The organism is Virgibacillus salarius, assembly GCF_039521925.1.
In the GTDB taxonomy this organism is placed as follows: Bacteria; Bacillota; Bacilli; order Bacillales; family Amphibacillaceae; genus Virgibacillus; species Virgibacillus salarius.
Genome location: NZ_BAAACY010000043.1, coordinates 1 through 23,097, shown reverse-complemented (window position 1 = coordinate 23,097; position 23,097 = coordinate 1). Strand labels below are relative to the sequence as shown.

17 protein-coding genes are annotated in these 23,097 nt (G+C 36.5%); 6 read left to right on the top strand and 11 right to left on the bottom strand.

All coding sequences use genetic code 11. The features are described 5' to 3' along the window. Positions 1-12 precede the first annotated feature (12 nt). The 4 genes from ABDZ84_RS06345 to ABDZ84_RS06330 are packed head-to-tail and all read right to left on the bottom strand — an operon-like array spanning position 13 to position 5,103. Positions 13-1,698: an ABC transporter permease gene (locus ABDZ84_RS06345; protein WP_343780609.1), complete on the bottom strand. Its 1,686-nt coding sequence runs from the start codon at positions 1,696-1,698 to the stop codon at positions 13-15. A 4-nt stretch (positions 1,699-1,702) separates the two neighbouring features. After that, positions 1,703-2,800, bottom strand: a complete 1,098-nt coding sequence (locus ABDZ84_RS06340) for an ABC transporter ATP-binding protein (protein ID WP_026680405.1) — start codon at positions 2,798-2,800, stop codon at positions 1,703-1,705. A 30-nt stretch (positions 2,801-2,830) separates the two neighbouring features. After that, entirely contained in the window at positions 2,831-3,922 is a 1,092-nt protein-coding gene (locus ABDZ84_RS06335) for an extracellular solute-binding protein (RefSeq protein WP_343780607.1), read from the bottom strand. A gap of 5 nt (positions 3,923-3,927) precedes the next feature. Next, positions 3,928-5,103: an ROK family transcriptional regulator gene (locus ABDZ84_RS06330; protein ID WP_026680407.1), complete on the bottom strand. Its 1,176-nt coding sequence runs from the start codon at positions 5,101-5,103 to the stop codon at positions 3,928-3,930. 498 nt (positions 5,104-5,601) lie between these two features. Here ABDZ84_RS06330 and ABDZ84_RS06325 point away from each other — a divergent pair, with 498 nt between their 5' ends. Then, on the top strand, positions 5,602-8,103 hold the full coding sequence (locus ABDZ84_RS06325) for a PIG-L family deacetylase (RefSeq protein WP_343780604.1): 2,502 nt from the start codon (positions 5,602-5,604) through the stop codon (positions 8,101-8,103). Between the two features lie 678 nt (positions 8,104-8,781). On the opposite strand, the gene ABDZ84_RS06320 is transcribed toward ABDZ84_RS06325, so the two are convergent. Together ABDZ84_RS06320 and ABDZ84_RS06315 are read right to left on the bottom strand one after the other, a co-directional pair. After that, positions 8,782-8,979 carry a hypothetical protein gene (locus ABDZ84_RS06320; RefSeq protein ID WP_121604604.1) on the bottom strand — a complete coding sequence of 66 codons (198 nt, stop codon included), beginning with the start codon at positions 8,977-8,979 and terminating at the stop codon, positions 8,782-8,784. A 334-nt stretch (positions 8,980-9,313) separates the two neighbouring features. Further along, positions 9,314-10,174 (bottom strand): manganese catalase, encoded by an 861-nt coding sequence (locus ABDZ84_RS06315; RefSeq protein ID WP_343780602.1) that lies wholly within the window; start codon positions 10,172-10,174, stop codon positions 9,314-9,316. A gap of 337 nt (positions 10,175-10,511) precedes the next feature. Between ABDZ84_RS06315 and ABDZ84_RS06310 the strand changes: the two genes are divergently transcribed. Both ABDZ84_RS06310 and ABDZ84_RS06305 read left to right on the top strand, forming a co-directional pair. Then, positions 10,512-12,560 carry a thioredoxin domain-containing protein gene (locus ABDZ84_RS06310; RefSeq protein WP_343780600.1) on the top strand — a complete coding sequence of 683 codons (2,049 nt, stop codon included), beginning with the start codon at positions 10,512-10,514 and terminating at the stop codon, positions 12,558-12,560. Between the two features lie 139 nt (positions 12,561-12,699). Beyond that, positions 12,700-12,831 (top strand): hypothetical protein, encoded by a 132-nt coding sequence (locus ABDZ84_RS06305; RefSeq protein ID WP_255637716.1) that lies wholly within the window; start codon positions 12,700-12,702, stop codon positions 12,829-12,831. Positions 12,832-13,041: 210 nt separating this feature from the next. Here ABDZ84_RS06305 and ABDZ84_RS06300 read toward each other — a convergent pair whose 3' ends face one another. From ABDZ84_RS06300 to ABDZ84_RS06285, 4 genes are all read right to left on the bottom strand, one after another. Then, on the bottom strand, positions 13,042-13,281 hold the full coding sequence (locus ABDZ84_RS06300) for a ferredoxin family protein (RefSeq protein ID WP_026680412.1): 240 nt from the start codon (positions 13,279-13,281) through the stop codon (positions 13,042-13,044). A gap of 111 nt (positions 13,282-13,392) precedes the next feature. After that, positions 13,393-14,907, bottom strand: a complete 1,515-nt coding sequence (locus ABDZ84_RS06295) for an AbgT family transporter (protein WP_121605728.1) — start codon at positions 14,905-14,907, stop codon at positions 13,393-13,395. A gap of 35 nt (positions 14,908-14,942) precedes the next feature. Continuing rightward, positions 14,943-16,232: an amidohydrolase gene (locus ABDZ84_RS06290; protein ID WP_205601743.1), complete on the bottom strand. Its 1,290-nt coding sequence runs from the start codon at positions 16,230-16,232 to the stop codon at positions 14,943-14,945. Beyond that, entirely contained in the window at positions 16,229-17,428 is a 1,200-nt protein-coding gene (locus ABDZ84_RS06285) for a M20 metallopeptidase family protein (protein WP_026680415.1), read from the bottom strand. Before ABDZ84_RS06285 ends, ABDZ84_RS06290 begins: the two co-directional genes overlap by 4 nt. A 364-nt stretch (positions 17,429-17,792) precedes the next feature. Here ABDZ84_RS06285 and ABDZ84_RS06280 point away from each other — a divergent pair, with 364 nt between their 5' ends. Then, positions 17,793-17,990, top strand: coding sequence for a DUF2188 domain-containing protein (locus tag ABDZ84_RS06280; RefSeq protein WP_121605729.1), 198 nt, complete (start codon positions 17,793-17,795; stop codon positions 17,988-17,990). A 43-nt stretch (positions 17,991-18,033) separates the two neighbouring features. Here ABDZ84_RS06280 and ABDZ84_RS06275 read toward each other — a convergent pair whose 3' ends face one another. Then, positions 18,034-20,208 carry a DNA topoisomerase III gene (locus tag ABDZ84_RS06275; RefSeq protein WP_343780594.1) on the bottom strand — a complete coding sequence of 725 codons (2,175 nt, stop codon included), beginning with the start codon at positions 20,206-20,208 and terminating at the stop codon, positions 18,034-18,036. Between the two features lie 213 nt (positions 20,209-20,421). On the opposite strand from ABDZ84_RS06275, the gene ytaF reads away from it, so the two are divergent. Both ytaF and ABDZ84_RS06265 read left to right on the top strand, forming a co-directional pair. After that, positions 20,422-21,033, top strand: a complete 612-nt coding sequence (ytaF, locus tag ABDZ84_RS06270) for a sporulation membrane protein YtaF (RefSeq protein WP_026680418.1) — start codon at positions 20,422-20,424, stop codon at positions 21,031-21,033. A 1,064-nt stretch (positions 21,034-22,097) separates the two neighbouring features. After that, positions 22,098-22,952 (top strand): CvfB family protein, encoded by an 855-nt coding sequence (locus tag ABDZ84_RS06265; RefSeq protein ID WP_205388847.1) that lies wholly within the window; start codon positions 22,098-22,100, stop codon positions 22,950-22,952. Positions 22,953-23,097: the final 145 nt, after the last annotated feature.

The following is a 23,097-nucleotide window of genomic DNA, read 5'->3' as shown; positions in this document are numbered from 1 at the left end:
ATTTCAGTAAATTTACAATGTATTCTCTGTTTTCACACCGAGAAATTTATATGAAATAAACATCACGATTGCAATTAGTCCAACCTGAATCATTCCGTAGGCAGATGCCTGTCCTATATTGAACATCCTTAATTGATTCATAATTTCTATTGAAATTGGTCGATTATCTAGTGTATATAACAGGACTGAAGTAGGAAATTCTCCAACTGCCTGTACAAAAGCCAACAATGTACCACTAAGTACGCCTGGCATAATAATAGGTATGACAACACGTCTAAATGTATAGAACCATTTGGCTCCAAGATTTTGAGCAGCTTCTTCTATAGAGTCATCCATTTGTTCTAAAACAGCAGTTGTTGATCGAACAACCAATGGAATAAATCGTACAAAATAAGCTAATGGTAAGATCCAAAACGTGCCAACTAAAATTTTTCCAAATGAAAAAGCTGAAGGTTCGTTAAATGCAAGAATTAAATTCATCCCCACAACTGTAGCGGGTAATGCCCATGGAATCATAACTAATATATCCAAAAGATTCTTTCCAATAAATTTACGTTTAACCAATGCATATGAAGTTATGATTCCAAATACGAATACACCTAAGCATGCCAAAAGAGACATCACCATACTGTTTCTAACTGGATCCCATATATTTGGATCATCAAATAACAGGATGAAATTTTCTAAACTGAATGCTGTTGGGTACGTTTGCCATGTCCAAGCTCCCTCTGGCACGAGCGATAAAATAAGTAAAGTAGCATGTGGCAACAGTAAAACGATCATTGCCAGAATCCCTAAACTTACCATGCACCATTTTAATATATGGTTACTTACTTCACTTCGGTGAGCTCCTATCCCTTTACTAGCCATTCGATAGTCTTTCCTATCTTGATACCAGCGCATAAATAGCAAGAATGATATGGAGACAACTGACAAAATAACCGATTGAGTAGCAGCCATTTCGAGGTCCCCATTGATTTTAGAAAAGTATATTTGCAAGCTTAGAACTCGAAAGCCGCCTGCCAGAAGAAATGGGGCACTGAATGACGCCATTGAAACCATAAATACCAATAATGAAGCTGCTACTAAACCTGGTGTTAACAATGGAAATGTAACTTTCCAAAAAACTTTAAACTTATTTGAACCAAGATTATACGCGGCTTCCTCCAAAGAAGGATCGATATTGTTTAACGCTGACGATGTCGTCATATAAAAGTATGGATACATCGTATAAGCGTGTACGATCAAGATTCCAGTTATTCCGCCAATGCTAAATGGAACCTCTGATAGATTTAGTACATCTTTAATAGCATTTGGAACAAGTCCTGCTTCTCCATATAAATACATAAATGCCATTACCCCAACAAGAGAAGGAAGTACTATTGGCATTATTGCAATATTAGAGAAAAATTGGCGTCCAGGAAAATCATACCTATTAAATATATAAGCCAAGGGGATTCCTATTAATGCACTTAAAAGTACAGATAAAAGTGAAATGTAGACAGAATTCCATAATGCTTCAAAATTTGCAGCAGATTTTTCTCCAAAAAAATCCGAATAGTTTTCTAATGAGAAAACACCATTTTTCTTAAAACTTTCAAGTAGTGTCTCAATTGAAGGATAGAGGACATACCCAATTAAAACTAAAATAACCGGTATTAATAAAAGTAATGTTTTCCTTTTTTCAGCGTTTAGCATTTCATCACATCCTAGCCTTTGGGATCACTCTTATTTGATCGGCGGGAAGCTTTACATTTACCTTTGATCCATTGGTTAGATATGTACTTGGACCTTCATTTAAATCCGTTGCCCGAATAATTGCATCGCTACTTAGCTTAATATAAGTGTGTACAGAGGCACCTGTAAATTGTACAAGTATTACTTCACCTTTAAATACGTTTTCCCCTGTTAGTGACGCTTTATCTATCTGTACGGATTCGGGACGAATCGACATTAAAAGCTGATCATTACGGTTGTATTCGGCTATGTTTACCTCTGTTGCCTGAACTTGAATGTCTGCATCCAATTGTTCACAGTGATAAATTTTCTCATTATTTTTTTCCTCTTTAAAAGCTATAGGTATTAAATTCGTTTCACCAATAAACTCCGCTACAAAATCATTAACTGGCTGATTATAAATCTCTGTAGGGGTTCCTACTTGTTGACATTTTCCCATGTTAAAAACTGCAATTCTATCACTCATCGTTAATGCTTCTGCCTGATCATGGGTAACATAGATTGTTGTTATGCCATAATCCCTTTGCAGACGTAGGATTTCATTTCTCATTTCATCTCGTAATCTAGCATCTAGATTACTTAATGGTTCATCCAGTAAAAGAATGTCAGGTTCGATGACTAAAGCTCGTGCCAATGCAACACGCTGCTGCTGTCCCCCACTCAGTTGACTTACTTGCCGATCCATATACTGATCAAGTCTAACTTTTTTGAGTATGTCCTCCACACGCTTTTTAGTCTGAGATTTAGTTATTTTTCTGACCTTTAATCCAAAGGCAACATTCTCAAAAACTGTCATATGGGGAAACAAGGCATAGTTTTGAAAAACCATGCCTGTATTTCTTTTTTCAGGGGGGACAGTAGTCATATCTTTATCATTAAATGTTACTTTTCCTTTCGTTGGATAATAGAACCCAGCTATCATTCGTAACGTTGTTGTCTTTCCACAGCCACTAGGACCAAGAAATGTAAAAAATTCCCCTTCCTTAATTAGGATGTCCAACTCTTCTACTGCTGTAACATCACCGAATTGCTTTGTAATTGCAGATAAATTCACTGTTGACATGCACAACAACCCCCTTTGACATTATTCCAATCATTCTTCGCTTAAATCTTTTTCTGCATTTTTGATATTGTTGTCCCAATACTCCATCCATTCACTTTGTTTTTCCTGAAACAGTGACCAGTCAATTTCCATCGGATTAATCTCCGTTTCAGTAATCCATTCCGGTAAATTTTCTACATCTTCTCTTGTCGGAATTCTGGAATATGTCTCAGCAAGCAATTTAGCAGCTTCCTTTGTATTCACAAATTCGTAAAATGCTTCAGCCGCTTTAGGATGCGGTGCATCTTTTATGATTGCTATCCCCTCTGTCAGAACTGGTGTACCGCTTTCTGGAATAACATAGTCAAACGGGTAGCCTTTCTCTTCAGCAAGCATAACGGTATCGGGCATATTCCAGACCGACAAATTCCCAACGCCCTTAGCTACCTGATTGTACATAATCTCCGGATTTGCGGAGTATTCTTTTGTATTTTCATCTAACTTACGTAGCCATTCATAACCTTCATCAGGGCTTTCCGTATCTTTATACGTTCTGTATATCATCGATGAGTAAATTGTCCGCATCGTACCAGAAGCTAATGGATAACGAATAATGAGTTCATCCTTCCATTCAGGATCAAGTAAATCGTCCCAATCTTTAGGTGCTTCCTCTGCGGAGATTTCTTTCGAATTATATAAGATAACTTCTGGTGTAATGGAGGTTCCGGACCAAGTCCAGTCTTCATCATGATACATTTCATCCAAGGCATCTGCATAAGAAGGCTTATACTCAGCAAGTAATCCCTCATCCTTAGCCTGATCAAAATTCACCTGTGGTGCTCCCCACCAGACATCTGCTTGGGTATTATTCTTTTCAGACCTTACTCGATCCAGAATTTCCTGTGATCCCATATCTAAGAATTCCATTTCAATTCCGTATTCCTCTTCAAACTGTGCTTCAAATTCACTTAATATATCTTTTCCATGAGGAGAATAAACAACTACCTTTTCTTCTAGGTCACTACCAGATTCGTTTTTGGACTTTCCTCCTGACTCTTCAGAGCCACCAGCAAGACATCCAGAAAGGATACCTATCACTATTACTACTAAAAAAAATAAATAACCTCGTTTTAATAGACGCACTAAAATTACCCCTCTCCCTTAATTGTTAACATGCTGTCATGCTCCTTTAAAAACAATGCAACTGCCCCAACAACCCCTGCTTCTTTTCCAAGAATTGATTTTACAACATCACATTTTTCAGGTGTGAACCGATCAATAATAGGCTGCATCTTATTAATTATTAATGAATACGATTCACTTACACCACCTCCTAAAACAATCATTTCTGGATCAAATAAAGAGATATAATTCGCTATACCAATCCCAAGATTTTCTATTGCAGTTTCAATTATTTCTACTGCTTGTTTATTATTTTTTTCATACAGTTTAAAAGCTTCTTTTGCTGTTAATGTCTTCTTTAATTTTTTCGATAATTGACTCCCTATAGAAGAACCACTGGAAACGCTTTCTAAATATCCATAACCTTCATAAACTGGATAATATTGCTGCGCATGTTCCTTATCAGTAACCATATAACCAATCTCTCCAGCACTATAATTACTACCTCGATATAATTGATTATTTATAATTAATCCACTACCGATCCCTGTACCGATTGCTATGTAGATCAGATTTGAACGAGTACTTCCAATACCCTTCCAATGTTCCCCTAACACACTAATATTAACGTCATTATCAATATAAATGGGGAAATTAAATTTGCTGTTTAACTCCTTTTTTATAGGGAAATTAATCCACCTTAAAGCAGGAGCTTCCTTTACTATTCCTTTTTCTACATGTACTACTCCTGGTATACCTACACCCATACCAAGTATCTTTGAGTTATCAATATTTAATTTCTCTTTTTGTTCCTCCACATGCTTTTTTATCTGCTCAAATAAATTTTTTTCTAAATAAACTTGGGTAGGAAACTCGCTAAAGGAAATCATAGATCCATTTAAATCTGTAATGCCTATCGCTACCTTTGTACCACCAATATCAACTCCGATAATATAAGCTTTATGAGGATTAAACTTTAAATTAACTGGTTTTCTTCCTCCACTCGAAGAAGCTTCTCCACTACCAGTTTCCAAAATCCAGCCCTCTTTTAAAAGCTGATCCACTACAGCAGAAACTGTCGGTTTACTTAACGAGAGTTGCTTTGAAATTGTTGCACGGCTTACCGTTTCATTTTCTTTAATGTAATTGATTATTAGCCTTCGATTCATCTGTTTCATATAGGATGGATTACCTTTGTGCATTATATAAGCTCCTTATACTGATATTCCTCGCATTTTAGTTAGTAAAGTTTACTTACTAATCTAACAACTTTAATCATTATAAATGAAAGCCTTATCATTGTAAAGATAAAATAATTAAAAAATTCATATAAAGTGAAACTTCAATCAGTTGGGGATATTAAACCTACACTGATTGTTAGTACCACAAGGGTATGACCTAAAGGCCTTTGAACCAATCGGACATTTACTGGCAGTTGATCCTACACTTTCCAACATTAGTTTTTACTTTATTGCTTGAGTTGAGGTCTTACTGCCAGTTATATGTGGGAAAAATAAAATTTTGCAACTATTTCCCTACTCATTTTAAATAAATAGATATTTTGTAATATTTACATTAGTTCAAATTATGTTATCTTGTTGTTGTAGTTTACATCAAGTTAGTTAGTAAATTTTACTAACCTACATTATTTTAAAGGAGGGCAGTGTGTTTTAATCCATTTTTTGAAAGGGGTTTCATACATGAGAAGAATTATTGCTAATTTACTTGTTTTGCTATTAGTATTCAGCCTAACATCTATCAATGGGAGTGCAAAAGAAACCGACAAACAGCACGATAAAGAACTTTGGAATGTTGTTCATCCTTTGAGCACGACCGTTACTTTTTTAAATACAGGTGCTCACCCCGACGATGAACGAAGTGATTTTCTCGCCTATTTATCTAGGGGGTTAGGTGTTAAAACCACAAGTTTAATTGCTAACCGTGGAGAAGGGGGACAAAACGAAATAGGTGATGAACTTGGCAATGCGCTTGGAATCATTCGCTCTAATGAAATGATCGAAGCTGCAAAAATTACTGATGTAAAAGCTTTTCATTTAAGCAGGACCACTTCTGACACTATTTATGATTTTGGATTTTCTAAATCACCAGAAGAAACGCTAGACAAATGGGAAGAGAATGTAACCTATGAAAGACTCATTCGATTTATTCGAACCCAACAGCCAGATATTGTTATGCCTTCTTTTCGAAATGTTGATAGTCAACATGGACACCATCGAGCAATAAGTCTTCTAACTGAAAGAGCATTTGAAGATGCAGCAAACCCTAATGTTTACCCAGAACAACTAGAAAATGGTTTATCTACTTGGCAGATTAAAAAAATGTATCTACCTGCTGCGTCGAAAGATACAGCATCTACTTCCATTGAAATTGGTGATTATGATCCTATATATGAAATGACGTATCCACAATTAGGAGAAGCGTCTCGATATATGCACAAGAGCCAAGGTATGGGAAACGATATTCCAGCGGAACCACGGCAAATACATTTAGAGTTAATCAAATCTGTAGAAGACAACAATACCGAACTATTTGATGGGATAGCATATGACTTTAATGATTGGGCAAAACAAATATCTAAAAAGAATATAAGCAATCATTTAAAAAAATTACAAAACGACTTAGATTCGATTATTCAAGAATATCCAAACAGAGAATCCATTTTCGTAAAGTCACAGCAATTACTGAAAACTGTTGAACGAATCATAAATAAAACAAAACGTACAGAATTTGATACATCAATGAAGCGTGATCTGCTTCATAAACTCGAACTTAAAAAGGAACAGTTACAAAAAGTTATTTTTACAGCTTCAAACTTACAAATTAAAACCCGTGCAGCATCATCTATCGTTACACAGGGTGAGCAATCATCTATTACAATGGAACTTACAAACAAAGGAAAGAAAACACTCAAAAAAATAAATGCTGATCTACTTCTACCTAAAGATTGGGTAAACGTAAATTCAAAGCAGATAAAGTCATTAAAACCAAATGAATCAAAAACTATTATTTTTGACTATGAAGTACCAAAAAACGCAGGGTATTTTCAACCTTATGAGGAACCTATTATCAAAACAAAGGTTTCAATGAATGGAAAAGGTACGAAAGCTACAGCTATCGAAGAGCTTCCAGAAACGTTGGCCATTTTACCAGAACTTAGTGTCACTACGAATCCAACAAATATAGTGGTAAATACAGCTGACGTTCAAGACAAAATACCTGTTACGATCACTGTTAAAAATTATAGCTCTGGAAAAAGAAAAGGTAGCGTCTCATTAAATCTTCCTAAGGGATGGAATAGTGAACCAAAACAGAGCAACATTTCATTCGAAGAACGATATGATGAAAAAGAGGTGACATTCAATCTAATTCCCCCTTCTAAAATAGAAGAAGGCAGTCTATCTATTGAGGCAAAAGTTAATTCAAGTGGAAAAACCTATCAAACAGCGGTACAAGAAATTCAATATGATCATATAAAAGATTCCTATTACCAATATCCTTCAATGATTAACGCGGAAGCTTTTAAATTATTAAAACCAGACAACTTAAAAATCGGCTATATTGAAAGTGGTTTTGATAAAGTAGCCGATTATTTAATAGAGACTGGATTTGATGTTACAACGTTAAAAGAAGAAGATCTATCATCCGGAGATCTTTCACAATTTGATACCATTATTACAGGTATAAGAGCGAATTTATCTCGAACAGACTTAGTGACCAATAATCAACGTTTGCTTCAATATGTTGAAGATGGCGGTCACCTCGTTGTCCAATATCACAAACCGGGCGATAACTGGGACACTCAAAATAGCGCACCTTACCAATTAAAAATCGGAAGTCCATCCATCGAATGGCGTGTAACGGATGAAAATGCTGTTGTGAACATATTGAAGCCTGAGCACAAGTTATTTAATTACCCTAATACAATTACAGAAAATGATTGGCAAAACTGGGTGCAGGAAAGAGGATTATACTTCCCGATGAGCTGGGACAGCAACTTTGAAACCTTTGTTAGCATGTCTGATCCAAATGAAGATCCATTTACGAGCGGCATTTTAATGGCGGAATATGGCAAAGGGACTTATTTGTATACAAATCTTGTATTTTATCGACAAATAGATAACCAAGTCCCAGGCGGTTATAGAATATTTACGAATTTAATTAGCTACGGTGTGAATGAATAATATTAGCTGTTATAAACATAAGAAGATTAGTTGGTAAAGTCTGAACTGCTCCCTGTCAAGTAGACAGTGGAAATAATAAAAATGGATTTTATTTTTTACCTGTCTACCTTAAGGGGAGCATATCAGTCATCGACAGATGATTTTGCTCACTATTTTCCATTTAGAGTTATAGTGAGAGGTAAAAGAAATCTTGAATAAAGCTACGTGTTTTTCTTTACTGGGCGATGATATTCCAATATTAATAAAAAGATTATTCTATTTTAAATATAGAAATGATAGACTCTGCTATTATCTTACTTAATCATTGTTCACTCATCAAAGTCTTTCGTGACATAATAAGACATGGCACTGATCAGCTTTGGCGATTAATTGGATACCGTAGCATTCTTTTTTTGTATCCTATTCCTACGTTAGCCTTATAAAGCGACTTCAATCAGTTGGGAATTTTGTTTATCCCACCACTTACCAATATTGATCTCACTTTATTACTTGAAGTGAGGGTCTTATTGTACTGCCAATTATATGTTGAATAGACCATATTGATCAAGAAAATACCCTGATAATGTCTTTAACTACTAAAAGGTTTGCTAGAAAAGAAAAACGGAGCGAAATTCGCTCAGTCCTTATCACTAAATGCTCAGATTTACGCTCCCTCTAGTAGCTATTATGGAATAATAGCTACTGCTTGACCACCACTCCGGCTGTCCACTTCCCTTTCCGTGGGGTTTGCCCTTCAGCTAACTTTTTTAGCAAAACCCGCTCAAAAAAGTGGATCTTCAGGTCAAACATTTCCCACAGGAGTTGAAGTGGCTGGCCTTCGTTATTATCAGGCTCTACAACGCTAGCATGAAGTAACACAGCTGCTTTTATAATCACGGATAACGATTTTCACTTTACCCATTGGAAAAAAAGTCAACCTATTACTTATGACAAGAATTGTTGCACCTTCTCATAGCGGAGACTAATTACGTAGACTCCTGCGGGATTAGCGCGAGCCGAAAATCCACTTTGCAACGTGTTCTTCTTTGCAAAGTTAGTTGAGGCCGCGCCCGCGGAAAGCGAAGTAATTCGTCGGAGCATTGCCAATATCCATCAAACATTTCAAAATAACTACTTGGCTTAACGCAGTCATTGCACTGATTTTATACTTTCTTAACTTAAAATAAAATATTAGCCTAGCTAATCCCTCATACGTTGCAAGGGATATAATTTATTTCAAATTTGGTTCTGGAGGATCATCTGAATGGCGAAGCGCCCAAAGTGGAGTGTCATATATATACGGTGGAGCAGGATCTAAATGTGGGACAGAACCAAAGGCAATTGGACGATCAACATAATTAAATGTGCCATAACCATCCATACTTGGACCAGATGCCCAACGCCCCTCCGTACTTGCATCACCTTGTGACAGATTGAACAACGTATAAGAGACCTGTTGCTTTTCTAATTCTCTTGGGAATGTACTCGGTACGACGATGTTTTCTTTTTCTTCTAATTCACATATGGCTGCATACCATTGATTCTGATGCATCGTATCACGAGCCAGTAGCCAAGAAAGCATGTCACGAACACCGGCATCATTCGTCATTTCATAGAGACGTGCTACTTGAAGACGACCTTGTGATTCTGCATTTAAATTTGCTCTAAAATCTGCGAGCAAATTCCCACTTGCAGCAATGTAGCTAGCCGTCCAACGATTTCCAACACTATCCACTGGCATAGCGCCTAATCCCGAAACTATTGCTTGCTGAGGGTTGGACCCCCCAATGATCGCTGCGATGACTGGGTCCTTTATAGCATCTTCCACCTCTACATCAGGTGCACCATCTAACAACCTTGCAATCATCGTTGCAATCATTTCAACATGGGCAATTTCTTCAGTCCCTGTATCCATCAATAAATCTTTATACTTTCCATTACCTCTTGTATTCCATCCTTGAAAAAGATATTGCATCATGACAGAAATCTCGCCAAATTGTCCTCCTAATATTTCTTGTAATTTTTTCGCAAAAACAGGATCTGGACGATCAGGTTTAGCATGATATTGTAATTCTTTCACATGATAAAACAAGAAAAACACCTCTTTTCTTTTTATAACTATTTAAGCCTCTGTTAACAAGCATATGTATACATCATGTTGTCCCATGTCATAAATAAAGTGAAACTTCAATCCAATCCGTGGGGGTTCTGTTTATTCCTCACTGATGGTTAGTACCACAAGGGTATGACTTAAAGACCTTTGAACCAATCGGACATTTACTGGCAGTTGATCCCCACTTATCCATATTAATTTCACTTTTGCTTGAAGTGCCCAGTTATATGCAGGAAAAAAATTTCCTTTCACCATGCTATTCTTGTTTGGAAAAATGATTTTTCGTGTATAGTGTGAATAGGAAGGATGTGTTTTAATGCCCAATCGATTAATTGATGAAAAATCTCCATATTTATTACAGCATGCTGACAACCCAGTTCATTGGTATGCATGGACTGAAGAAGCCTTTACAGCAGCCAAAGAGCAAAATAAACCAATATTTCTTTCCATTGGTTATAGTACTTGTCACTGGTGTCATGTTATGGCACACGAATCCTTTGAGGATGCGGAAGTGGCATCAATACTTAATGATCGTTATATCGCTATAAAGGTAGACAGAGAGGAACGACCAGATATTGATTCCATTTATATGAAGGTTTGCCAAATGATGACTGGACATGGGGGATGGCCATTATCCATTTTTATGACTCCTGACAAAATTCCTTTTTATGCTGGTACGTATTTTCCAAAGCACAAGAAATATGAAGTTCCAGGATTTGTCAATGTCTTACAACAGCTTTCTCGAAAGTTCACAGAAGATCCAAAGCATATAATCGAAGTTACCAAAAGTGTACAACAAGCCCTCCAAAAGAGTCATCCTTCTAAAGGAAATAATCGAATTTCTAAGGAGCAGCTTAATCAGGCTTACCATCAATTAGGTAAGAGCTTTGACTTCGAGTATGGTGGATTTGGTAAAGCACCTAAATTTCCTATGCCACACAACCTAATATTCTTAATGAGACATGCTTACTTAACGAAAAACACGGCAGCTTTAAAGATTGCTGAAAGCTCCTTACAAAGCATGGCTGCTGGTGGAATTTATGACCACATTGGCTTTGGATTTTCGAGATATGCAACAGATAAGGCATGGCTTGTACCTCATTTTGAAAAAATGCTCTATGATAATGCACTTTTGTTAATTGCATATGCGGAATGTTATCAAATTACACAACGTCCCTTTTATAAAAAAATTGGTGAAGAAATCATTACCTTTATTCTCAGAGAAATGACGGATGAGAAAGGCGCATTTTATTCTGCTATTGATGCAGATTCAGAAGGGATTGAAGGGAAATATTATGTATGGAGCTATCAAGAAGTGATGAATATTTTAGATGAAGACCTTGGGGAGATTTATACAAGAATCTATGACATTTCGCCAAATGGTAATTTTGCAGGAAAAAATATTCCCAATCTTATTCAAGGTCATTTTGACCAAGTAGCCAACGAACTGGATCTCCCTAAAAAAGTGCTAGAGGAAAAATTAGAAGAAGCAAGACAAAAGCTTTTTGCAGAAAGACAAAAGCGAACCTATCCTCACGTCGATGATAAAGTTTTGACTAGCTGGAATGGATTAATGATTGCCGGTCTTGCCAAAGCTGGTAAAATTTTTCAAAATCAAAAATACATTAACGCTGCAATAAGAGCAGTACGTTTTATTGAGAATCATCTATTTCACAATGAACGGCTCATGGCACGTTATCGAGCTGGGGAAACAAAGTATCCAGGTTATATTGATGACTATGCCTTTTTACTATGGGGCTATGTAGAGTTATATGAGGCCACGTTCGATCTTACATTTTTGCATAAAAGCAAACAACTGGCAGAACAAATGCTGGAACTGTTTTGGGATAATGACAACGGCGGTTTGTACTTTACTGGTAAAGATAGCGAAAAATTAATCACTAAAGATAAAGAAGTATATGATGGTGCGATACCTTCTGGTAATAGTGTTGCAGCTGTTATGCTTATTCGTATTGGATATTTAACGGGGGAAACAAATTTCCTTGATCATGCTGAAGAAATGCACTATACATTTTATGAGGATATCGATGCACAACCTTCTGCTAGTCCATTCTTTCTACAGTCCGTTCAGCTATTTGATCATCCAACAAAAGAAGTCGTCATTATTGGGTTAGCTGACGATCCAAAAAAACAAGCTTTCATCGAACAGCTTCAGCAAATGTTCTTACCTGATGTATCGGTTCTCTCTCTGGAAACGAGTGAACAGGCAAATAATATTGCCGACTTTGCGAGCGTCTACAACCAGATCAACCAAGAAACTACGATTTATATTTGTGAAAACTTTTCCTGCCAACGTCCAACAACAAATATTGCCGAGGCAATAAAGAAAATTAGGAATAGGTAAATGTGTATCTCTAGCAAAGTCTATCGACATATATGAGGATAGGCTTCGTGATGAAACATTTCATAAGTCAATTGCGTTAATTTAAATGATTTGTTCATGGTATACTGAGTATAGGATGTGAAAAAGGAGTAATTTAAACATGAAAGTAAAAATGAATGTACAAACAGCATACCATGGTGACTTATTACGTGCAGGAAAAATATATGAAGTTGATGATGAGACAGCAAAACGCTGGATCGCAAGTAAATTAGCGGTAAAAATCGAAGATTAGTCCAGCTTTTATCCCGCATATAACTGGCAATAGGATATTTTAATTAAAGCCGAACGGATTCAAATGGTACTCCCTCGGAAGTTAGAGTGAAAAAAATCTAACTTCTGAGAGCAATTCCATTCCGTTCGGCTTTTGCCGTTTTAACCACAGCGCTTTACACTTGTATCTAAATACCCTTGAGAGACAGCAACCACGTTCTTAAGTACGAATCTATCTATTAGCAAAAAATTCTTCTGCTTTTTCCAGAAAGACTTCTTGTTCTGGCGATATGTCATATTCCTCTTCTATTGCATCAACTGGACATACAGCTTTACATGCACCACAATCGATACATATATCTGGATCAATATAAAATTGATCTGGACCTTCTTCGATGCAATCAACTGGGCAAACGCTAACACATTCACCTGACTTTTCGCCTCGGCATGGATCTAGAATTACAAATGCCATCTATTATAACCTCCCTTATATCCTTAAACAAGCTTCCACTTCTTATTTAATGATACAGGTGATACGCATTGCAAGTAAACAGCTTGGAAAATTTTTTATCAGCAACTATATTTACAAGTAAACACCTATCCCTGGACCAAATGGGATGCCGAGGAATACAAAAAGTAATAATAAAATGATCCATGTAAGTAAGAAGCAGATACTGTATGGTAACATTAATGCAATTAGTGTACCAATTCCAGCCTTTTTATCATAATCCCGCATGAATGATAAAACAATAATTATATAGGGATTCATTGGCGTAATGACATTTGTAGAGGAATCAGCAATACGATATGCAACTTGGATAAAGGCGGGATGATAATCTAAATAATAAAACATTTTTAAAAAGATTGGTGCTTCCAATGTCCATTGTGCTGATCCACTAAAAATGAATAGATTTAGCACAGCTGTTAATAGCACAAATCCAATTACAACTGCTATACCTGTAAATCCAATAGATTCCAGGAAATTTGCTCCGCTTACTGCGATCCATGAACCGATATTGGACCAATCAAAATATGCAATAAATTGAGAAGCAGCAAAAATAAGGACAATGAAGCCAGACATATCTTTCATAGCTTCTCCCATATATTTACCTACATCACGAGAACTAGTAATCTTTTTAATAGTAACCCCGTATGTAATACCAGCAATAATAAATAATATTAAAATTAGTGGAACAATTCCATCTAGAAATGGCGAAGGTACAATTTTCCCCTCCGCACTACGTAGAGGAGAATTTGGTATAAATAATACAATTAATATTAGAGCAATATATACACTACTTGCGATTACCGCATTTTTTAGTGCTTTTATCTCAATCGGTTTCACCGCTTCAAATTCTTTCTTTACATTTCCCTCATACTTACCTAGACGTGGCTCTACAATTTTCTCTGTAACGAGAGCACCTACTATAGAAAGAACCACTACGGATACAATCATAAAATACCAATTATCTACTGGCGTTACAATCACATTTTCATCGAGTGTCTTCATTACTTCTGTTGAAATACCAGAGAGCAATACATCTGTACCATTAATCATAAAATTTGCTGTAAAACCAGAACCAACACCTGCAAAACCTGCCGCTAATCCAGCTAAAGGATGGCGACCAATATTATAAAACACCATCGCAGCTAATGGCGGTACAATAACAAAAGCTGCATCTGAAGCAATATTCCCTAAAATCCCTGTAAAAATCACTGCATATGTTACTAATGAAGTTGGTGCCTTCAAAATAGTACTTTTTATGCCAATTTCCAATAGTCCAACTTTATCTGCTAAACCAATCCCTAGCATCATTGCTAACACGAGCCCTAAAGGAGCAAATCCCACAAAATTATCTAGCATAGAGGTTAGAATAAATTCAAGACCTTCTTTAGAAATTAAGCTTTTAATAGCAACCTCTTGTCCATCAACTGGCTGTGTATAGGTAATGTCAAATAATGAAATGATCCAGGATAATAAAATTATAATTCCAGCTAAACTAATAAAAAGCATAAAGGGATCAGGTAATTTATTGCCAACCCGTTCAATTCCATTTAATAATTGAGTAGCTATTGAATTTTTTTCCTTTACTGCCATACACTTCGTCCTTTCTCTTGTACGTTTACACGTATTTAGTCGTTGCCTTTTAAAACAATATTTGCCAAAGCTTCTACGGCAACTATTAACACTTCTTCTTGGAAATCAAAGGCTTGATGATGATGAGGATGGTCTAAAGCTGTTCCAAATAACATATATGTTGCTTTACCACCACTTGCCTGAACTCGATTAATCATAAAACTCGCATCTTCAGATCCAGCCACCTTCGCTACAGGAATTACTTTCTTTACGTAGCTACTATTGTTACAAGCATTAATAATGGCAGAAGCAAGTGACTTACTACAATTGATTTCTTCTGTTTGACCGACCGCTTCTATTTCATAAGTAACATTCTGCATTATTGCTGCTGCCTCAACGATTCGCATGGCCTCGGAGCGTACATATTGATTAATGTCCTCTGTCTCTCCCCGTGTCTCTACTTCTAAATAAGCACTGTCAGGAATAATATTCCTACCACTACCAGCAACCATCTTCCCTACATTAATTCTCGTAATTCCATTGCTATGCCGAGGAATAGCGTACAGGTTTGCTACAGCAGTTGTTGCCGCTAAAAGTGCGTTTTTGCCAAGCTCTGGCTTCATTCCTGCGTGAGAGGCTGTCCCTTTAAAGTTAATGTTCAATTTTGACGAAGCAAGAAAACCATCCACTGTAGCTGCGATGGTACCGATTGGCAAGGACTCTATTCCGATATGTCCCGAATAGAAATAATCTACATCGTCCAACCAACCATTTTCTGTAATTGCTTTCGCACCGCGGCCACCTTCCTCAGCAGGTTGAAAGATCAATGTGAATTTACCGCTAAGTTGTGCATGATAGCTAGAAATAAATGAGGCTAACCCAAGCCCGATTGTCATATGACCATCATGACCACATGCATGCATCACTTGCTTATTTGCTGATGCGAAGTTATGTTGAGCCGGAAAATGCTTTTTTTCATTCGTTTCTTCAATTGGAAGAGCATCAATATCAAAGCGAAAAGCCATATGATCACCTGATTTACCCGTATCCCAAGTAGCAATGATCCCCGTCATCCCACCTTGCATAGTAGAAAGCCAGTATTCATCAACGCCATTGTCTGTTGCTCTTTCCTCATACATATCCATTTGCTCTTTAGGAGGTAGACCCAAACGCACTTCCTTTTTCATCACATCTTCACCTAAATGAACCATAAAGCCAAGCCTGTTTAGTTCCTTTCCTAATTTATAGGTTGTCACATATTCCATAAAACCCAATTCTGGGTAGTTGTGAAAATCACGGCGCCAAGCAATAAGTTGTGGGTTTAATTTATTTAAGAAATCAATCATTCATTCTCTTCCTTTGCTAATTTTTCTAATGTATCTATAGCAACTTGCACTAAAAGTGACGTACCGATTGGCAATGCTCGTTCATTTAACTTAAAATGCGCATCATGTAGTGGAGCCTGTTCCTCAGGAATATCAATCTGGGTACCAAGCCAAATAAATGCCCCCGGATAATTCTCTAAAAATCTACTGAAGTCTTCGCCTGCTAAGGAAGGGCTTACATTTGGTGTTTCTCCATTTATTTTCTGTGCAGCTAGCCTGGCAACATTAGCCCATTTTGGCGTATTAATGGTTGCCGGGTATCCATCTAAATAAGTGATAGCAGCTTTTGCCTCAAAAACTTGTGCTACTTGATTCGTAATGGTAAAAAAACGTTCCTTTAATCGTTTACGAATTATTGGTGAATAGGTGCGAATCGACCCTTCTAATGTCACTTGGTTTGGAATAATGTTTGCTGCTTCACCACCATGAATTGTTCCAATTGTCACGACAGATGCTTCTAATGGGTCTAAGCTTCTGCTTACAATTGTTTGCAAGCTAGTAATAAGATGTCCAGCCGCTACCATGACATCATTTGTTTGATGTGGCATACTCGCATGCCCACCTTTACCACTTAGTGTAATTTCAAATCGATCCGAGGCACCCATCATTTCTTTATCACGAATACCAAATTGTCCGACTGGTAAGTCTGGCCATACATGCTGTCCATAAATAACATCTGGAGTATACTCAGCAAATACTCCATCATCAAGCATTACTTTAGATCCTCCAATAGGTGAATCCTCTTCAGCAGGTTGAAAAACTAATAGAATTGTTCCTTTTAACTGTTCACGCATTTGTTGAAGAACATGACCTGCTCCCAACAGCATTGCCGTATGTGCGTCATGACCACACGCATGCATAACATTTGCATAATTGGATGTGAAAGGATGATCATTTAGCTCCTGTATTGGTAAAGCATCCATATCTGCACGTAGCGCTACTACTTTACCAGGTTGTGTTCCTTTAATAATTCCTAATACGCCATGTTTAGCATAACCCGTTTGAAAAGCTATGCCGTATTCAGTTAGTTTCTCTTGAATAAAACGGGAGGTTGCCGCTTCATGATTACTCAATTCAGGATTCTGGTGTAAATAACGTCGTATTCTAATAACATCATCTTGGATTTCTCTTATTTGTTCTTTTAGAACATTTGTCATTCCCATGCCCCCTCTGTTTCATTTTTCGATAAAATTCGGCATATCAGAAGTATACAAAAAAAATTCGACAATGTATATTATATTATGAAAATTTATAAATATGTATTCATTGCCAATTTCGTTTTAATTATAAAATAACTGGGAATTACATAATTATAAATAAAGTGAAACTTCGATCAGTTGGAGGTTTTATTTATCCCACAGTGATTGTTCGTACCACTAGGGTATGACCTAAAGGGCTTTGAACCCATAGACATTTACTGGTAGTCGATAGCCCACCTATTTTATTGCTTGAAATGGGGGTATTACTGCCTGTTATATGTGTAATAAAATTTTTTTAAGTAAAGGAAAGGAGTTTTTACAGATGAAATCATATACCGTAATACCAAATGTCGATGCAACAGGATGGTTTGTGAAGTTAGAAAATGTAGCACCTGAGGAGTTATATGATGCAAAAGATGAAGCAATTGCAGTGGCGGTAGAAATGGCACAGGAGAATAGTCCAAGTAAAGTAACGATCTTAGATAGATTCCATAACGTTGTTGAAGAAACAAGTTATTAAACCAAAAAACGTGTCAGATCTATTCTGGCACGCTTTTTGGTGATTATTTATTTTTTAACTTTGCAAGTTGTTCAGCAAGCGCATTATTACTAAAACCATCCTCTTGCTTTTTCAAATATTTATTAACTTCTTTACGGGAAACGTTATGTTTCTTCTCTTTTTGTTTTCGTGCATTAAATGTAGCCAGTTTTTCACGATGACCACACTTACAGATAAATATTTGTCCGTCACCTTCACCTCGTAATTCGAGACGCTTATGACAATTTGGACAACGTGCATTGGTTTGTTTTGCTATATTTTTTTTATGGCCACAGGAACGATCCTGGCAAACAAGCATTCTACCTTTTTTATTTGTTATTTCCAGCATTAATTTTCCACATTCTGGACATTTTGTTCCTGTCATATTATCATGCTCGAATGTTTCTTTACTTGTTTTAATTTCCTGAACTACCTGTTTCGTGTATCCTTTAATCTCAGATATGAATTGCTTTTTATTCAATTTACCCTCAGCAATTTGTGTTAGTTTATCTTCCCATTCAGCCGTTAATGCCGGTGAACGCAATTCCTCTGGTACTAAATCGAGTAATTGTTTACCAGTTGAAGTGATAAATATATATTTCCCTTTCATTTCCATATACATATTATTAAATAATTTTTCAATAATATCAGCTCTGGTAGCTACCGTGCCAATGCCACCTGTTTTATTTAAAGTGCTTGCATGTTTTTTATTCGTTGTACCTAAATAACGTACTGGGTTTTCCATTGCTTGTAGTAGGGACCCCTCTGTAAAACGCTCTGGTGGCTTCGTTTCCCCTGCCGTAATGGTATAGGTACTAACCGTAAGTGTCTGGCCATTTTCTAAAGCAGGTAACTGTTGATCATCCGCCGATTCTCCGTCATCATAACGGTTATGGTATACTTCTTTCCAGCCTTGTTTTTTGATAATTTTTCCGTTTGCTGTAAACTGTTCTCCTTCTGTTTCAGCAAGCACGGTTGTTTGTTCAAATTCGTACGGGTCAGACAAAACAGCTAAAAATCGTTTTACAACCAAATCATAAATCTTCCGTTCTTTATCATTTAAATCTTCAAGAACTACTGATTGTTCAGTTGGAATAATCGCATGGTGGTCGGATACCTTTGCATTATCTACGACAGACTTAGATAGCTTTAAATCTTTCCTAAGAATTTTATTCGCAGTACGAGCGTATTGATCGACACCACAAGCTTTAACACGGTCCTTTAAAGTCGAAATAATATCAGATGAAAGTACACGAGAATCCGTTCTTGGATATGTTAAGACTTTATGCTGCTCATATAATTTCTGCATAATTGATAAAGTCTGTTTTCCTGAGAAATTAAAGATACGATTTGCATCACGCTGTAGTTCCGTTAAATCATAAAGCTGTGGAGCTGATTTCTTTTTATATTGCTTATCAATATGTGTAATTGTTAACGGCTTGTTTTGCACCTTTTTTTGTAAAGCTTCAGCCGCTTCTTTTGAAAAGATACGCTTATTATTCTTTTTGTCTTGCCATGTTAACGAAAAGCCTCGTTTCGTTTTCGCAGCTAAGCCATAAAATTTCTTCGGTTTAAATGATTTAATTTCAGCTTCTCGTGCAGCAATCATTGCAAGTGTTGGGGTTTGCACTCTTCCCGTTGATAATTGCGCATTAAATCTAGTTGTTAATGCTCTTGTTGCATTTAATCCAACATACCAATCTGCTTCAGATCGTGCGACCGCTGAAGCATATAAATTCTCAAATTCTTTGCCTGATTTTAATCGATTGAATCCATCACGGATTGCTTTATCCGTTACAGAAGAAATCCATAAACGCTTTAGTGGTTTTTGAACACGTGCTTTCTCCAATATCCAGCGGGCAACAAGCTCTCCCTCTCTTCCAGCATCAGTAGCAATGACAATTTCCTTCACATCTTTACGCTGAAGCTGTGCCTTTACAGCTTGAAATTGTTTTCCTGTCTTCTTAATAACAGCTGGTTTTAGATGGACAGGTAACATGGGCAAATCTTCAAGCTTCCACGTTTTGTATTTATTATCATACACTTCTGGATCCGCTAATGTAACTAAGTGGCCGAGAGCCCACGTTACGATATATTTGGAACCTTCTATAAAACCATTGCCTTTTTTATGACAATGTAATACGCGGGCAATATCTCGCCCTACGGAAGGCTTTTCTGCTAATACAACTATTTTACTCATCTTTAAATTCCTTTCTAAAAAGACCTATCCATTATTTTATCATATTTCAACCTGCGTTTCAGATCGGAGTAGTTAATCAAAATTTTAGACTTCCCCATTTTTATCGTCACACTCTTGGGCCTCCTTTATTACATCACTTTAAAAAGTTGGATACGCACAACAATTATAAAATAACCATACAATACCTTAGAAATAGATAAAGGAATTGGTGCTATGCTTTTTTATACTGGTTTAATTTTTTTAGTTATTGCAGTTAGCTTAGATGGATTTGGTGTAGGGATAACTTATGGCATGCGAAATATTCGTGTACCACTAAATGCGTTAATTATTATCATGCTATGTTCAGGAATTATCGTTTTGCTATCCATGACGATTGGAAATATGTTGACCTCCATTCTTTCCCCGAATATTGCTAGTATGCTTGGTGGAAGCATACTAATTATACTAGGTAGCTTTGCATTATTTAATTGCATCGTTCCCAGAAAAGAGCTGGAAGAGACAGATACAAATCAAAATATCTTATCGACCGTTCTATCTACCCCTGGTAAGGCTGATTTGGATCATTCTGGCGTTATTTCTCCAATGGAGGCAATCCTGCTAGGTTCTGCATTAGCACTTGATGCATTTGGTGCTGGAATTGGTGCCTCTATGTTAGGTTATGGAGCATTTTTAACAGCCGGTTTAATTGCAATTATGAGTGGTACATTTTTATTCTGTGGATTAAAAGCAGGGATATGGTTAGCGAAGAGCAGACAATTACAGCGTATGACTTTTCTTCCACCACTTTTATTAATTGCCCTTGGAATAACTAGCTTAATACATTAGGTTACGGAAAACACAAGTTGAACTGTACCCTATCAAATAAAATGTGAATATACTAATATCTAGTAAACTGCTTAAGCTGAAAAGAATGGAGCTTAGCAGTTTACTTTTTTGCATGAGTTTACTGGGGACTCTCCTTATTCAAATTCTCAACAAATAGCTTAGAGCTATCACCCCTAAAACTTAGAGAACAATCTGTTCTTTATGATGTGAAGAATGCTTCCAACGTATCAAGCCATATAAAGTGAAACTTCAATCCGTGGGGGAGTTTGTTTATCACCACGGATGATTAGTACCACAAGGGTATGACCTAAAGTCCTTAAACCAATCGGACATTTACTGGCAGTATTGCATATCCATTTAGCCATCTCCTTTTCCATATAAAAACTCGAAATTACTCTCCTAATATATTTTAAAAGGAAGTATTTCGAGTTAACTTATTAACATATTTTATTTAGAATAATGAGATTATCCAACCAATAACAACAATCGCTCCAATAATCATTAAAAGCATACGTAGCATCTTCTCATCCTTTCGTTTTATACGTGTTAGCTAAATACCCTTCATACAACCTTTAGAAACATTCATTCCCTTATCAAACATTACAACTCCATCTTACTTGACAACCCAATAATTTTATGAGATTATGATAGAGTTAGCAAAATGGAGTAACAGATAAGTGATCTGGCATTCTACAATGTTTTTGAAGATGCTTATTCACACTGGCGCGACTAAGGGGTCGCAAGGACGTAAGAGCAGGTAGGGCTTACGTTGCTTAAGTTAGAGAACATCCAGTGGAAGTTTTACCGCGGTTAACGTGAAATTCTACACGGAAATCTATTTAGACGATTTCCAAAGTGAATAACATTATTATGTTATGTTGCATATTTCTTAGAAATGCTTAAGTATAAGCTAAACAACATCTGATATCAAAGAATTTCCCACCCGAAGATTATTTTGGGGATAAATAAAAATAAAACTTATGTGTTACTTTAGTATTAAAGGGGTACTCTTAAAAGTGAGTGCCCCTTTTCCAATATACATACAAATGAAAGTAGGTTACATAATGAATCAATTAGTTGGTACCATTCAAACGATGACAGTAGATCGGACCATTGAAACAGGATATGTATTAACCTTTGAAATGAATGAATTTCTATTACATCACAACGAAACCAATACCATATTAGAACCCAATCAAGAAGTGGACGTATTTATCTATATGGACAAGAAAGGAAAGGTTGTAGCTACAACAAAGCTTCCACATATAAAAATGGATATATACGATTGGGCAGAGGTCAAAAATGTTATTCCAAATCTTGGCGTATTTGTAGACATTGGTACAACAAAAGATATTCTTGTATCTAAAGATGACCTTCCCTTATTTGATCAGGTATGGCCACAAATTGGAGATAGGCTTTTTGTTACCTTAGGTAAGGATCAAAAAGGGAGATTGCTTGCTCTTCCTGCTAGCGAAGGGGTTATTGCTAGAGAATTGGAATTAGCGCCTGATTCCCTCTTAAATACAATGATTGAAGGAACAGTATATCGTACTAGTAGAGAAGGATCTGCTCTAATCACGGGTGATTTTTATCGTGGTTTTATTCATCACAGTGAAAGAAGGAAAGAACCTCGTCTTGGTCAGCAAGTAAATGGCCGAGTCATTGAAGTTAAACCAGATGGTACATTAAACATATCTCTACGCCCATTAAAGCAAGAAAGTATGCACGAAGATGCAGAAGCTATTTTACAGCATCTAGAAGCTAATGGAGGAGTTATACCTTTCAGTGATAAAAGTGATCCAGATGATATACGAGGAACTTTTCATATTAGTAAGGCTGCTTTCAAACGAGCTTTAGGAAAATTAATGAAAAATGGCAAGGTAGAGCAAAGAGAAGGAAAAACGTACTTAAAAAGCTAGTATTTTTGTAGTTCCATCTAAACGTAGCTCTTGACAGTGGTCCTAGTTTACATTTCCACTTGCTTATCAATGTAGATAGCATTTTCATTAGAAAACCTGAGCAAAATTCGCTCAGTCCTTATCACTAAATGCTCAGATTTACGCT